This is a genomic window from Deltaproteobacteria bacterium (genome assembly GCA_016874775.1).
In the GTDB taxonomy this organism is placed as follows: domain Bacteria; phylum Desulfobacterota; class Binatia; order Bin18; family Bin18; genus VGTJ01.
Window position 1 is genome coordinate 21387 of the sequence record VGTJ01000039.1, and the last position, 14646, is coordinate 36032.

Annotated in this window: 14 protein-coding genes; 3 read left to right on the forward strand and 11 right to left on the reverse strand. The window is 51.8% G+C overall.

Features of this window, described 5'->3' with window-relative positions; all coding sequences use genetic code 11:
• Positions 1 to 451 precede the first annotated feature (451 nt).
• The 3 genes from FJ147_08960 (at position 452) to FJ147_08970 (ending at position 3565) form a co-directional block, all read left to right on the forward strand.
• A complete protein-coding gene (locus FJ147_08960) occupies positions 452 to 961 on the forward strand; it encodes a hypothetical protein (GenBank protein MBM4256012.1) in 510 nt (169 codons plus the stop codon).
• 564 nt (positions 962 to 1525) lie between these two features.
• The gene (locus FJ147_08965; protein MBM4256013.1) at positions 1526 to 3049 is read left to right on the forward strand and encodes a hypothetical protein; all 1524 of its coding nucleotides are present in this window, start codon (positions 1526 to 1528) and stop codon (positions 3047 to 3049) included.
• Between the two features lie 54 nt (positions 3050 to 3103).
• Entirely contained in the window at positions 3104 to 3565 is a 462-nt protein-coding gene (locus tag FJ147_08970; protein ID MBM4256014.1) for a hypothetical protein, read from the forward strand.
• A gap of 171 nt (positions 3566 to 3736) precedes the next feature.
• Here FJ147_08970 and FJ147_08975 read toward each other — a convergent pair whose 3' ends face one another.
• The 11 genes from FJ147_08975 to FJ147_09025 form a co-directional block, all read right to left on the reverse strand.
• Positions 3737 to 4120, reverse strand: coding sequence for a hypothetical protein (locus FJ147_08975; GenBank protein MBM4256015.1), 384 nt, complete (start codon positions 4118 to 4120; stop codon positions 3737 to 3739).
• A 22-nt stretch (positions 4121 to 4142) separates the two neighbouring features.
• Entirely contained in the window at positions 4143 to 5573 is a 1431-nt protein-coding gene (locus FJ147_08980; GenBank protein MBM4256016.1) for a hypothetical protein, read from the reverse strand.
• 82 nt (positions 5574 to 5655) lie between these two features.
• Complete coding sequence (locus FJ147_08985; protein MBM4256017.1) at positions 5656 to 7104, reverse strand: amino acid permease; 1449 nt, start codon at positions 7102 to 7104, stop codon at positions 5656 to 5658.
• Entirely contained in the window at positions 7101 to 7349 is a 249-nt protein-coding gene (locus FJ147_08990) for a hypothetical protein (protein ID MBM4256018.1), read from the reverse strand. Before FJ147_08990 ends, FJ147_08985 begins: the two co-directional genes overlap by 4 nt.
• Before the next feature lie 48 nt (positions 7350 to 7397).
• On the reverse strand, positions 7398 to 7772 hold the full coding sequence (locus tag FJ147_08995) for a hypothetical protein (GenBank protein ID MBM4256019.1): 375 nt from the start codon (positions 7770 to 7772) through the stop codon (positions 7398 to 7400).
• A 155-nt stretch (positions 7773 to 7927) separates the two neighbouring features.
• Entirely contained in the window at positions 7928 to 8770 is an 843-nt protein-coding gene (rfbD, locus tag FJ147_09000; GenBank protein ID MBM4256020.1) for a dTDP-4-dehydrorhamnose reductase, read from the reverse strand.
• Positions 8771 to 8880: 110 nt separating this feature from the next.
• Positions 8881 to 10092, reverse strand: a complete 1212-nt coding sequence (locus FJ147_09005; protein MBM4256021.1) for an LLM class flavin-dependent oxidoreductase — start codon at positions 10090 to 10092, stop codon at positions 8881 to 8883.
• Positions 10093 to 10150: 58 nt separating this feature from the next.
• Entirely contained in the window at positions 10151 to 11215 is a 1065-nt protein-coding gene (locus FJ147_09010) for an LLM class flavin-dependent oxidoreductase (protein ID MBM4256022.1), read from the reverse strand.
• Between the two features lie 226 nt (positions 11216 to 11441).
• Positions 11442 to 12743 carry a DUF1329 domain-containing protein gene (locus FJ147_09015; protein ID MBM4256023.1) on the reverse strand — a complete coding sequence of 434 codons (1302 nt, stop codon included), beginning with the start codon at positions 12741 to 12743 and terminating at the stop codon, positions 11442 to 11444.
• A 202-nt stretch (positions 12744 to 12945) separates the two neighbouring features.
• Positions 12946 to 13917, reverse strand: a complete 972-nt coding sequence (locus tag FJ147_09020) for a phosphotriesterase (protein MBM4256024.1) — start codon at positions 13915 to 13917, stop codon at positions 12946 to 12948.
• A 33-nt stretch (positions 13918 to 13950) separates the two neighbouring features.
• Positions 13951 to 14343, reverse strand: coding sequence for a VOC family protein (locus FJ147_09025; GenBank protein ID MBM4256025.1), 393 nt, complete (start codon positions 14341 to 14343; stop codon positions 13951 to 13953).
• Positions 14344 to 14646: the final 303 nt, after the last annotated feature.

Here is a 14646-nt window from a genome sequence, read left to right on the forward strand (position 1 = left end):
TTTGGTCTATCTTTTCTCCCTTGTCTAATCAATTATGTTTAGGTAAATGCCACAAGCAAGAAAAAGTTTCAGGGTAACGGAATCCCGTGATAAAACCTTGACACCATCTCCTCGCCTATATTACAGCTCGCCATAGAGGGAGTGAAAGGAGGGAACGTATGAAACACTGGAGCTGGAAACACTCAACCGGGACAGGTCGCAGTGCAGTGCTGCTTGGCGTCGCACTCGTCGTGCCTTTGGGCCTGCTATTTTACCCCCCAAAAAATCACACAGTGCGATAGGTTCTGATTCGACCGAGGCTCTTCCGCATACGCATGAGGCGGCGCCTGACGTCGCCGCTGCGCCACCCAATGGAGTCGATCCTTATCCACCCCCATTACTCTCTCGTCAACAACAGGAAGCGCTGCTCGCACGCCATCAGGGGTTGCGAGCGATTCCCGGCGTGATGGGCGTGGGCATCGAAGCAGGCAACACGATCTTGGTGGATGTGTTTGTCCATACTGATCAAACCGGACGTAAACCTGCGGTACTCCCCAATGCATTACGAGCCATTCCCCCCTTCCTCGATGCGCTTCCCGTTAAAGTTCAGCCTCATTACATTCTGCCGCCGCCCGCCGGCGTCGTAGTGGTAGCAATGAATGGGAGCACATCTATTCAACGCGAATGCCCAGCGACCTATGAAGTTGCACCGATGTTTGACTGGGTATTTTGCATGCCGCCACAGTATGCTGGACTACCACCCAGCAGCATGCTGCTCCCCCCAATCGCCGGAATTCCTCGTGTCGAGGCAGCTAATGTGGTCGAACGGAACCGGGAGAAGCTAATGAAGATACCCGGAGTGTCATCACTCCATCTCTCTGATGAGGGCGTGGGGATCTCCTCCTCAGAGCCAGAGAAGTTACCACCTCATGTCGAAGGCGTTCCAGTGATTCCGCAGATCACCGATTTACCAAAAGAATAGAAGACCGGAGCAGATCACTTCCACAACAAATGAGCGAGGACTATTATGCGAGTACGAATATCAATCGTCACATTGAGTGTAGTTTTCTCCTTATCTCTCCGGGTATTGGCTCAGGCTCCACAAACAAATGCACCACGACAGCTCCCTCCAGCAATGCCAGGCCAACCGATTGCAGGAATTCCCTATGATGAAGCACTCAAAATTGTCGATCGTCATCATCAAGAACTGTACAGTTTGCCAGGCGTTGAAGGGATAGGTATCTTTGCCAACGGGCTTGTTGTCACAACGACGAATCCCTCCGTTCTGCCTTCTACTATAGAGGGCCTACCCATATTTTCAGTCCTCCCGTCAAGGCAACACCAGCCTCCGCCCAAACTATCACTCCCTCAACCACCTATCCCCCCTCAACACGTTGAGCCCTCTAAGGAAGAACAGGTATCACCTCGTACAGACTGCCCCAAAGGTATGCATGGCGTATCTGGATCAGTCCGCTGTGCATTTGATTCCCTCCCTGCTGATAATGGACCGAAGATCAAATTCAACACTCCTCCGCCAGGAGTAATCGTGATGAAACCGGGCGGAGGAAAAGAACAGGCAGATTCCTGCCCGCAAGGGTTCGAAGAAGTAGAAGGCTATAATAAGTGGCGCTTTTGCGTTGATCCGCAAAAGCCAGAGCGAATTCCAAATCTATGGTCTCCACCGATTGCCGGGGTTCCGTATGAGAAGGCACTTGAAATCCACTACCGCAACGTTGAGAAACTCAGCGACCTACCCGGCGTTGAAGGTGTGGGATTGGGAGCAGAGGGAATCAACGTCTACACAACCAACCCTGCGGTGCTTCCCCAGCAGATTGAAGGGCTCCGAGTCATCCCACGCCCTGTTCCGGTTGGCGAAAGAGGAACGAACGGCCATACCTTCAATACGCAGATTCGGCCCTTACATGGTGCCGTAGCTGCTGTTGATAATTCCGGTGGTACCGTTGCTACACTAACGGGTATTGTTCTAGCGGACGGAAAGCCCTGGTTAGTCTTCCCAGCTCATATTCTCGGAAGGTGTACGGAAACACCTCCGTGTAGTGGCGGTATCCCTCTCAATCAGTGTCCACACGATAATAGTCAGGGGCAGGCATCAATGTTTCAGTCGCCATCGGGTGGAATCAATGCAAATGTAGGGTTCATCCAACGGTGGACACCTCTTGGTACCAATTTCTATGCTGCAGATGTCGCAGCGGCATTCATGGATTCGGACTTTACCGAATACAACGGTTCACTCTCAGCAGATCAACGAGTAAACTCAGGCCCAAGTGGATCAATACCGTTTTCTGGAATTACTATTCCTGTCGCAATCGGAGTAGAAGTTGATATGCGAACTATACTGGGTCCACCTCATGATTTCAGACTTCGCGTCGAGGAAGTTGGAACAACGTTCGATTATGTCAAAGTATGTAACAATAACCGTGCAAATTTGAACAATCAAATTCGGTATCGAATCCTAAATTCGGACTTCACAGTTCAGTCCGGTGATAGTGGATCACCGGTTTTCGACCTTAGTCCTAACCAACGATTAGTGGGAATGGAGAATGCCTGCCGAGGCATCCCACAGACGGATGGCAGTCTTCTTTGTTTCCAAGATCAAATTTACGGAACGGATGTCACAGCAATCAGAACTTTTCTCAGGTTCGACGACTGGTATGGAACACAAACAGTGAAAGACAACACCATCGGCGTGTTCAAGCCTAACTCCGCCGGCTGGATTATGGACAATGGCAACGGCAAATATGACGGGCCGGTTCCCTGTGTCTCCGGCGACCCCTCTCCTATTTTCGATCCGTGCTTCGCCTACGGTCTAGGGAACTCTGACCTGCCTATCACTGGCGATTGGGATAACGCCACGGCGAACAACAAACCCAGCAACGAGTTCACTGTTGGGGTTTATCGCCCCACGACAAACCCCAACTTCTTCTTGTTGAGTAACACGAACAACCCCCCTTCATCTCTTCCTCCAATAGTCACCGCGCCTCCTTCGTTCGGCTACCAACCTGTGGCGGGCAAGTGGCAAGGCAACGGTACGAGTAATGCGACCAGTTAAGTCGGGGTCTTCCGTCCTTCGACTGGCGCTTGGTACCTCGACAGTGGCAATCAGGTGGTCGAGCCTTGTGGTATTGACTATTGCTTCTCGCTCGCCTCCGGGATGTTTCAAGCCGGTGATATCCCTATCGCCGGGGACTGGGAGAATGATGGGATTGTGACTATTGGGCTCTTTCGTCGTGGATTACTCGCCAGCTCCGATGTCTTTTATCTCAGCAACGTAAACCCCAGCAGCCTCCCCGTTAACGGCACAATCTTCTCCTGGGACTATACAATCCCAATGGCGGCAGGGAATTTGGGAGATCTTCCTATAGTCGGGGATTGGACGGGAACGAATCAGACGTCGCTTAGTACCGGCTGGCCACGCATCGGCATTTTTCGTACGACCTCAGCATTATGGGCCCGCGACAACGGCAATCTAAACATTCCAAACTGTAGCCAAGATCAGTGCTCGTTTTTTGGTGCGGTTGGCGATAAACCGATCGTATTCGGCAAGTCGCTTGTGAAGGCGAACTGACTATGCCTATACAAGAATCCTATTCGCAATGGAGATGCCGGTAGTACAGACCGCCCTTCGACAAGCTCAAGGCGTACGGCAGAAGTAAGGAATAGTGTAACCGCGCTCGTGCGCACAGCACACGCTACATTCGATAGCTCCTGCTACAAGTAAACGAGCAGAGAAGGAGAATTACAAGTCGATTTCCAGATGCCATTTGGCGCCAATTTTCTTGGCAGCGGCAAACACCTCGACGTATTCAGAAAGATCAGCCAACACACTTTTGGCCTTCTTCACCGTAGTGGGATGCTGGGTGATGTAGTCACGAAGGGCAGTGACGAGGGAAAGCCCTTCATCAGCGCTATACCAAGAGTGAGAAAACGCTCCAGGATCATCCGCTCCTTCCTCATCCCACTCACCAGGATCGACACTGAGAAAGTCGTCAAACCTCGGAAGCCCAAGCCGTTCACAGATTGCGCTCAGGCTCTGAGCTTCCTTTGCCAAACTTTTCCCGTTCACGAACGTATCGAAGCCTGGATTCTCATTGTCCAAGACTATGAAATAGGCAACACTCATGGCAGCCTTTCGTTCACGTCTCTTAGTGAGGTACCACTGCAGCTAAACACAACTCAGCCGCATGGGCGGGATCGTCAGTGATCGTCACCAATTGTAGATCCTCTGCACTCACGGTTTGCCGTTGTCCGTCAAGCATTTGCGTACGCAGCGCTGACCACAACGGCTGCCAAAAGTCGGTGCCAAACAAGACGATTGGGCGTGGGGCAATTTTTCCGGTTTGCAATTGACACAAGACACTGCACAGCTCATCGAGCGTGCCCAGCCCACCTGGCAACGCGAGAATCGCCAACGAGCCTTCGGTAAGTAACACCTTGTGTGTGAGACGATCATTCACCAGGTGCACCCGATCCGCACCGTAGAGGTTACGAGCATCACGTCGGCGCATGCCAAACGCTTGTTGCGGGAGATATTCAGCACCACGATGACCGCCACGAGCTAAGGCCACAGACAACGCCCCAGGACCTCCAGCACGAGTGGGAACGCCAGCGATCGCTAACCGGCGTGCAATCTCTTCACAGGCAACAACGGTCAGGTCATCTGCTCTTAACCGTGAACCGCCCAGTACCGTCACTGCTGGTGTGAGTTGTTCAAGATATTCGAGACCTTCGACAATTTCATGGGCAACACGACGACCAAGTTGTTCAAGCGGCTCCTCATTGTCAGTCTGTGGGCTGTCAGTTGAAAGAGCGCGCAAGGTTTCTTCTGGTTCACTGCACAGATTCACTAGCGCAAAAGCATCTTGAGGAACGGTTTCGCGACCAGCCCCCAACGTGCTTCGTTGTAATGCGTCAGCCAAAGGTCCCCAGAACTCCCGACCAAAAAGGACGAACGGATGATTCAGGCGACCGGCACTCTTGAGTCGCCACACTTCAAACAGCTCATCGAGCGTGCCAAAGCCACCCGGGAAAATAACGATTCCCAAGGTATTGGCGTACAGCATCAGTTTTCGTGTCGGAAAATGCGCCAGTTCTAGTGAGACATCGATCGCCGGGTTGATCGATTGTTCAAATGGCAGCTGAATGTTGAAGCCTTGGGTCAATGCTTGTGGCCGGTTCTGGCGTTCGTCCAGTACTTCGTCACGATTGTGGCTGTTGCCATCCCACACCCCATCGGCACGCAATTTCTTATGGAACCCATCGGGAACCGCGGTCATAATCCCTGGCCCTGCTCCAGTACGAGGCGGAATCCCAGTCGTTGCCAGGAGTTCCCCCATACGCTCTGCCGCACGATAATAGGGATCATCAACGCGAATGCGCGCGCCACCAAAGAAGGTGATCGCGGCTGGTAGTTGTTGCAACAACGATAAGCCGCTTTCCAGTTCAGCCACCAGTCCCTGAGCGAAAGCACTCAAGTCGGTATGTCGGGCAATCGCACCCCATACTCCACGAGTTGACGGCGTTGTTGGCATATAAGAAGAAAAAGAAAAAAAGTCTGTCGGGTAATGCAATTCCATCGCTGTTGCCTTGTTTTGTCTTGCGATACGGTATCGGGACAAACACAACGGCTCTATAGTCGGCGATGGTCGCTTTTTTCGTTTATTTCATGGCACGTTGCCAGAAAAAATAGACCGGAACGCCACTCAAAACAATGAGGAGCCCCGGCCACGTATACGCTGGCTTCACGAACAGCAAGTTAATCATGATTATCGAGGCCCCGACGACATATAGTCCAGGAACCCACGGATACCCGTACACCCGGTAAGGTCGTTCCGCATCAGGGAGCTTCACCCGTAGAACAAAAAGTCCGATAACTGTAAGCACGTAAAATAACAATGCAGCGAACACGACGTAGTCGAGCAAATCACCATAGGTTCCTGAAAGAGTCAGGAGCGAAGCCCAGAGCATCTGTAACCACAGCCCTCCAGCCGGAACTCCCGCACTGTTGAGATGTCCAGTACGGGCAAAAAAGAGGCGGTCTTGCGCCATCGCGTAGTACAAGCGCGGTCCTGCCAAGATCAAGCCGTTGAGGCAACCAAAGGTGCTCACCATGATTGCGACCGCCATAATCGCCACAGCACTAGGACCGAACAGCACCGATGCGGCTGCCGTCGCGACTCGATCTTCAGCCGCATATTGAATCCCGCGTTCCGTCACTGTCGTCCCTGTCCCTACCCCTTCAAGCGGTAACAAACAGAGATATGCAGCATTCGTCAGGAGGTAGAGTACCATCACAACAACAGTACCGCCGAGTAAGCTGAGTGGCAACGTCCGGTGAGGATTTTTGACTTCACTAGAAGTGAAGGTCACATTATTCCAGGCATCCGAGGAGAACAGCGGCCCAACCATCGCACCGCCGACAAGCATCAGAAAGCCTAGCGTGAGTGGTGCATCCTGTGACGATGTGACAAAGTTTGCCTGTACTGCTGTCGTATCGCGCGCAACCACAAGGCCCAGCACAATGAGGAGAATCAGGACAAGGATCTTCGCTGAGGTAAATGCATTTTGGATGAGTTTCCCTTCGCGTAGTCCACGGCTGTTCGACCACGTCAGCAGGGCAATGACCGCAATGGCGACGAACCTCTGGGACGACAAAGAGACACCGCCAATCTGCCCGACATTGTGCTGCGCTGATATCCATGGAATGAGAACCCCGAGAAACTTTGCAAATGCAACCGCAACCGCAGCAATGGTTCCCGTTTGAATGACCAGAAACAGGGTCCAGCCATACAGAAAACCAAGGAGCGGTGAATAGGCTTCCCGGAGGTAGACGTATTGACCACCAGCACGCGGCATCATCGCTGCCAGTTCACCATACGAGAGCGCACCGAGAATCGTCACAATCGCCGTGAGCCCCCACACCCAGAGGAGCCACGTCGGCGACCCGACGGTCCGCGCCACATCGGCCGAGACAATAAAGATGCCCGAACCGATCATCGAACCAGCAACAATCGCGCTGGCGTCGAGTAACCCCAACTCACGCTGAAACTGTCCTCCGCGCACTGGGTCGGGAGCAGGTACCGGCAATTCTCCACGTGAGCGGGTCATGCCCTTGTCTCTAGCTGTCGATCTACTTCTCGCTCGACCTCTGCGCGAGCCGAAGAGAAAGAAGATACGCAGTACGGCACGAGAAAGGTCAACACAATCTTGCTAAGCACACGGATAGAATAGTCGCCACGCAAGAGAACGTCGTACTGGTTAATGAGAGTAAGAATAGGGCCGACAATGGCAGCAACTTTCACTGCGCGCAGAATAGTCCGCTTCTGAAACCAGTAGTACAAAAGCTTCCGCATACTGTTTCTAGGCGGCAATCCTGCTCATTGGTAGCAATCGCTACGGGTCTAGCGAGCAGCCGCGCCCATTTTTTCATACCCTCCCTGCTTGGCTTTACGCACCTTACGATCTTTGATCCAACGGTTCAACCCAGCATAGACTTGCTCCATGGGCTTTCCCGATTTCACGCCGACTTCATGAGAGGAGAAGGTACCTGGCAGTTCTTTCAGAATCAGGTTCCAATCAAGCCGTTGGCGTACTGGACCCGCAACCGCAGCACTGGCTTTGCCATTGACAACCGACTGTAGCCGTTGGGCATCCTGTCGTAACGAGGATAGCTCTTTCTCTTTCTGCGCGATTTCCCGCCGGAGTGAACCCAACACTTTGTTGGCCTGCTTCTTGAGAACATTGAACGCGGACCGAGATCTTTTCGCTCGTGGCATAATACCAATACTCCTTCTGATAAAAATAGTGCCCGATTGTGACAGAAATTTCTCTCACCAGCAACCTCACAAAGAGACATACCGACAAATAGTGCGACACTCAACTCTGTGAGATTGTACAATGCATGGCCAATACTACCAAAAATAATAGAGGGCTAACTGTGAGAACGCCGCTGAATGGCCGCTGCAAACTGGACGACTCCGTCTTCCCAGGGAGGAAGCAGGAGCTGTGGATCCTGCAAAGTAGTGAGTACTGAATACGCTGGGCGCGTGGCAGCACGAGGAAATTCAGCCGTCGCGACTGGCTGGACCGGCGTCTCCACATTCAACTGATGATATAACCGACAGGTCAACTCATACCGGGTTGCAGCTCCCTGTCCGACAAGATGATAGGTTCCGTAGGCATTTGTCTGGCACAACATTATTAGTGCGTCAACCAAATGCGGCACATAGGTCGGCGATCCCCGCTGATCATTGACTACTCGTACTGCCGACTGTTGACGCGCAAGCGCAATCATAGTCGTAGGAAAGTTCTTACCGACAATATGATAGAGCCACGCCGTACGAACAATGAAGTGACGAGCATTCAGTTCCTTCACTGCCTGCTCTCCAGCTAATTTACTCTCGCCATAGACAGATTGCGGGTCGGTTCGATCAAACTCATGATAGGGCCGTTTCCCGGTACCAGAAAACACATAATCCGTTGAAACATGTAGCAGTGGTACGCCATGGGCAGCCGAAACAAGTGCAAGATTCCGAGGCCCTAAGGCATTCCCACGATATGCTGCCTCTGGGTCAGCCTCTGCACCATCGACATTGTTATAGGCAGCAGTATTGATGATGAGGTGAGGCTCAATAGTCTCGATTACCGTCCGCACGGCAGGAAGTTTCGTAATGTCCAAGTGCGCATGAAGAAGTGCATGCACCTCGTGGCTCGCCAGTGCCTGAGAAAGCACCTGTCCCAGTTGCCCACCCGCTCCAGTGATAAGAATTTTCATTCGCGATTATTTTTCCCCACCGGGAAAAGTTCTCTCTCTTTGTCCGCCCCTCGGACACCCGTAACGTAGACAAAGGGGAATTCCACCCCTTTGTCAGTTCTTTCAGGCGATCACTTAAACGCCGGAATGACGTGCTTGCCAAACACTTCAATCTGTCGTTTCGCTTCATCCCACGGTAGCAAGCCTTGGTCGAAATACCAACCGAACCACTCCACGTTGGAATTTTTCTGCAGTGCTTCGACTTCACGCTTCACATCGTCGATCGTTCCGACCAACGCATATTTGGCCTCAACCATACGTTCAAACGTATGGGGGACCGGCGTGGTTTCCCCAGGGAAACGGTACGCCTCAAAGAACCCAAAGCCAGAAAAGTATTCGATGAACCCCGCTCCTTGCGCCTGCGCTCCTAGTGAGTAGGCCTCAGTGTAGGACTGGCCAAGATGTACGGACCGGAACGCACCGACGCTTTGCCCGAGTTCTAACGTCCGCCCAGCTTTGGCGGCTTCATCTTTATAGGCTTCGCAGAGCTGTCGGAAAGACGGAGGATGGGCTACGAGTATCCACGGAACGATATTCTCGGTCGCGCACCAACGAATAGTTTTTTCACTCACAGAGAAGGGTTGCCAGATCGGTGGGTGTGGCAAGGTATAGGGTTTAGGAATGACACAAATTCGTTGTACCGCTCCTTCATCGTCAACTTCTCCCTGAGCGCCATATTTAGCAGTCCAGTTCTTGGCGACTGGCCAGCGACGAATTCCCTGCTCGTATGGCGCAGGGACTTCGTAGTATTTGCTTTGGAACCGAATGGATTCTTGTGTCCATGCCATCTTGACGATCTTAAATACTTCTTCAAAGACCGCGCGGTTATGGGCATCGACTTCCGACCCGTCCATCGGCGCACCAGTCACGTGATAATGCTGCCCAAGGATGTTTGTCCATCGATCTTGATACCCACGCGCAAAACCGGCGATGAACCGGCCTTTGGTCAGGTGGTCGAGGACAGCGATCTCTTCAGCGACACGAATCGGGTCCCAGGTGGGCAACACCAATCCCAGCGACGCAAACTTAATTTTCTTGGTCCGCGCGGCTAAGTCGGTGTACAGCATCAATGGGGCAACCGATGCTTCATAACCTTCAGAATGAAAATGATGCTCGGTCGTCGACATCGCATCAAAGCCCAGGTCTTCAGCCATTTGTGCCAGGTCGCGGACTTCTTGCAACATTTGCTGATATTTCTCGTTGTTGCGACCTATAGGACGAAGACGTTCTCGCTCTTCGAAGGTACCTGGAATTGTGGGTAAGATAAAAAGATTGAATTTCACAGAAGACCTCCCTGTTGATCGTAATCGTGACGAGGGAACAATAGTCTTTCGCTATTGACTACTGTGTACTGGCTACTTTCTTTCGCGCTTTCTTACGAAAATACGGCATCACTTCTTTGGCAAACAACTCCATACTTTTCTGTACTTTTCGTGGATCAACGCCTGGTAATGGCATTGCCATTACCAGATGGGTCACACGCGTGCGCTGCTGATAATCTTCGATCATACGAATAGCATCGTCTGGGGTACCAATGATCAACGGTTCACCGAACAGTTGTGCTGTATCACTCTCGCGCAATTTTCCCAGGCGTGGCAGGTCCATGCCGTAGGCCGTATCACCGGGGAGATCATTGGCCTCGGTAAACCACTTGCCGTAGCAACTCAGCATATGATGGACCCCTTCCTCGGCATCATCCCACGCTTTTTCGCGTCGCGTAGCAACAAAAACGGTCCGGAGCTGCGCGACATGAAAATCGTCGACCGGCTTGCCATTTTCCTGCAGCGCAGCATCATACATTTGCTGTTGGTCAGCGCCACCGGTTCCCATCAAATGATAGCCGTTACGAGCCGCACGAGCGATGGACTTCGGTCCACGTGCGGCAAGCCAAATCGGCGGATGAGGTTTTTGTACCACATTAGGAATGACAGTAATGTTTTTGAGCTGATTGTATTTCCCGTCGAGCGACCAGTTTTTCTCAGTCCAGGCCCGCCGAATCACCTCAACTCCCTCTTCAAGTCGACTACCACGTTCTTTGCGTGGGATGTGAAACCCTGAGAATTCATCGACCCGGTACCCTTGACCGAGCCCTAAATCGAGACGACCGTTAGAAATAATATCAACCGTCGCTGCATCTTCGGCGACACGGAGGGCATTATGCAACGGTAGTAAAAGTACGAATGTACCGATGCGAATTTTCTTCGTCCGAGCGGCAATCGCCGCAGCGATGGGAAGTAACGAAGAGGAATAGCCGTCTTCAACAAAATGATGTTCAGTCAGCCAGATTGTATCGAACCCCAGTTCTTCCGCCGTCACCGTTAAATCAAGATGCTTACGATACAAGTCAGGAAACGGTACTTTCGCCCGTGCCGAATTGCGGAATGGAAACAAAAACCCAAAGTTCACTGCATCCTCCTCCTATCCCAAGCACATGCTCTGGAGGGCCTCTTAGCAGGGCACTTTTTGAGAGTAAAGGTGGGACTCGGGAGAAACCCGAAGATAACAAAGAAAGAAAGGGGGTGAGGGGAACTGGGCGAGCTGAAGAAATACAGAATTAAGGAGGGGATAAGGTCAAAGGAAGGACAGGCTGTCCGTTTTCCCTTATCCGTTCTCCTGTATCCGGTTTTATAAGTTATCGTCTTCCGCTGACCATATTCCGCACTGAATAGAATTGCTTAGCACGACCGGAGGTAAATTCCTTACGCACCACGTAACAATGCGTATATGTGGCGTGCGGCTTCTGCGCATTAATCACGTTATTGCCAATATGCATAAAGACGTTCTCGCCAGCATTCCGTTCATAATCCACTTTCACAAATGGTGCTTGCATGGCCTCTTCGTTCGCATAGCCCTCAGAGTACTTGAGGAAATCCTGTCCCAGACGCAGCAGTTGACCTTTTTTATCGTAGGCAGTCAGCCACAGGTTCCAGAAGACCTCGGTGTCAAAGTAGATGAGCTTGTTCCCGTAGGGATGAGACGCACTATGCGGGATCAACTCTAACACATGGACCTCTCGGACTTCCCATCGTGCTTTATTTGGTACCCATAAATGCGGCCCACCAGCATCCGGATGCGTACGCATATTGATGGTGGCTAGCACTAGCTTCTTACCGAGGTAGGTCCACTTCTGTTCGTGTACCTTACCGCCAAAACCCATGCCATCGTCACGAATGAAGTCCATACCCTGCGTTTCCCCTGTCCGTTCTGAAGATAACACACGTCGTGGCTTGCGTTGGGTAGGAGAATAGATCCAACTGTCATTCTCTTTGTAGGGATCAGCATATTCAATCTGTAAGTTGCGCGTTCCGGCCAGGTCGCGCGGGCTACGAAACTCCATGATTGATTTTGACTTGACCCCTTCGTAGCCCTCGACTAAACAACTATCGCCTTTAGCATATTCCGCCGAGGTAGAAACAAACTCAAACTCACGATCGAGCTTTCCATGTTCGCTGCGACCCCAGGCCACCATCGGCATGAAAAAGTCGCCATGCCCAGGTCGCCAGTAGGAATTCCAATAGACTTTCAGCGCAGCCAGCGGATCATCACCTTTGATCTCTGGGAATGGCCATCCCGCGCCGTTAAAGCCGAACAAGGCACCGTGTTCGTCAAGGTAGTAACCTGAGGTAACGTTTTTTCCCCAATCTGCTGGAGGTGGATATTTGCCAGTTTCGGCAATCTCCATATCCATGTCATCGAAGAAGTAGTACTCCCAGGCTGGTTGCGGAAGAAATGGCTTAATTCGCTCAATATCTTTAATAGTGAGACGTTCACCAGGTTTGAAGTCTGGCTTGGCATCGCGATATTTTTCCAGCCAATCTCGAACGGCCTTGTAACTACGGTCAGCCTCGGCAGAAGCCGATGAAACCGAGACCCCAATGAGAACCGTGAGCGTTAGATGACACACTACCGACAACCACTGGAAACGAGAACGCATGTTCCCTCCTAACTAGAGTGTTCCTTTATCTGTAGGCGGAAAATGATGCTGAAACAACAGGGGAACAGGGCGATAATTAAAAATGAGGAATGTAGAATGTAAAAAAGACTACAGGCTACAGGCTATAGGGAGAGCATATTGCTCTCTTTCCTCAATTTTTCATTTTGCATTCTTCATTTTTAATTCTTCATTGTTTTCGTACCTATCCGCCGAAGTACGCACATGGATTATCGACTGTCATCGTACGAATCGTCCCTTCGCTAACACCGGCTTTGTTGAGCTGCGGCAGGATATTGCGCATAATGTGCGAGTAGCTCCATTTTGGACTCGCTCTCAGGAAGTCATCCCACGCCTTGGAGGTGCGGCCTAACCAGCAGCCGACGAAGTCATGCGACAACATGATGCGATCGTAACCAACCGCTAACAACCCAATCAGTGAGGCAAGGCGCATCTTGTCACTGGCAATCGTCTCGATACCGAAGCGATCAAACCCAATCCACGCACCACGTTCGAGAATGTCGAAGTAGTAACGCATGTCACCGACACCGCAAGCATGGCCGATCAGCACGCGATTAAAATCGACCCCTTCTTCCTGGAAAACATCTAAGGTCTCGCGTCCGAACGGACCAAGCTCATCGTTATGACACAGGATCGGTGCACCAGTGGCTTTCTGTGCGCGGGCCGCGGCACGGAGACACTTTTCTTCATGCACGCCCATTTTCTTGGCGGTTTCGGTCATGCCCGGAATGCCGCCCGTTGCGGTCTTAATGATGCCAGCTTTGATACCAGTGCTGCCGATCCCATCTTTCAGCTCGCGGACATAGACTTCAGCAATAGAATCAGCATCGAGGCCACGAAAATGCGGCGGAATGCCCAGGGCTTCATTATAGAGACCGGTAGCAACGACAACCTGAACCCCAGACTTCTCAGACACTTCAGCGGTGAACTCTGGATCACGACCCAATTCCATTGGACATGGGTCAACCATCGAGGTGACTCCTAGTGACTTCACTTCTTTCAAGCGATCAACCGCCTTGGCGATTTCAGCTTTGCGATTGAAACCAGCATTATCCAATTCCCAGCCAGGGAATCCGGCAGTGATATGTTCATGAATGAGCGTGAACCCGAGGTCCTTGGGCGCACATGTTCCCGTCGCAGTATTAATGGTCGGCATACGATCTCCTCCTGTTTTCAGAATAGGCAATGTCTAGCTGAGATATTTTAAGAAGTACAGATTGTTGCCATCGGGATCTTTAAGTCCGGCTAGGCGGGCTCCCCACTCCTGGTCGGCAGGTTCGCCATTAAAAGCGACGCCCTTGGCCTTCAGGTCCTGGTAGATCGCATCAACGTCCTCAACCACGAAGCTGATGTGATCGATCCCTGGCGGGTTCTGCGCCAATGAGGGGTCACGTTTCACTGCTTGCGGATTGGCTTGTTTGGTTTGAAAAAGAAACAATACCGCACTGCCGCAACTCATCGATGCGCCTTTGACATCAGCGTCGTAGTCGTAACTTTTTGTGAATCCCAGTTTCTCATAGAATGCCATTGACCGCGCTAAGTCAGCAACTGCGATACCGATGTTGTCGATTCCTTTGAGCATGGTGAGACCTCCTTTCAAGACGTAATGCGTAAAACGTAACCACCGCTCCCTAGTTCCCACGGTTCACACCGTGGGCTACCACAATTCGCCCCTTCGGGGCTGTAACAATACCATTGCAGGACTTACGCTTTGGACCTTAACAAGCCGTGACATGAGGGTTTTGTAGTTCAGCGCGGAGGTAATGACTAAACAAACTCTCCCGCACGGCATACAGGGTCTGGCCCAGTTCTTGAGCTTTCACTTTCAAGGATACCCACGCATGATAACAACATGCTAAGTGATTGCGCTGTGCCCGCGCCGCCC

What these genes read in the sequence shown, in the direction of transcription:
- FJ147_09025 (MBM4256025.1), bottom strand. Translation starts at nt 14,343, where the DNA reads ATGCTCAAAGGAATCGACAACATCGGTATCGCAGTTGCTGACTTAGCG.
- FJ147_09015 (MBM4256023.1), bottom strand. Translation starts at nt 12,743, where the DNA reads ATGCGTTCTCGTTTCCAGTGGTTGTCGGTAGTGTGTCATCTAACGCTC.
- FJ147_08975 (MBM4256015.1), bottom strand. Translation starts at nt 4,120, where the DNA reads ATGAGTGTTGCCTATTTCATAGTCTTGGACAATGAGAATCCAGGCTTC.
- FJ147_08995 (MBM4256019.1), bottom strand. Translation starts at nt 7,772, where the DNA reads ATGCCACGAGCGAAAAGATCTCGGTCCGCGTTCAATGTTCTCAAGAAG.
- rfbD (MBM4256020.1), bottom strand. Translation starts at nt 8,770, where the DNA reads ATGAAAATTCTTATCACTGGAGCGGGTGGGCAACTGGGACAGGTGCTT.
- FJ147_09020 (MBM4256024.1), bottom strand. Translation starts at nt 13,917, where the DNA reads ATGCCGACCATTAATACTGCGACGGGAACATGTGCGCCCAAGGACCTC.
- FJ147_08985 (MBM4256017.1), bottom strand. Translation starts at nt 7,104, where the DNA reads ATGACCCGCTCACGTGGAGAATTGCCGGTACCTGCTCCCGACCCAGTG.
- FJ147_08990 (MBM4256018.1), bottom strand. Translation starts at nt 7,349, where the DNA reads ATGCGGAAGCTTTTGTACTACTGGTTTCAGAAGCGGACTATTCTGCGC.
- FJ147_08980 (MBM4256016.1), bottom strand. Translation starts at nt 5,573, where the DNA reads ATGGAATTGCATTACCCGACAGACTTTTTTTCTTTTTCTTCTTATATG.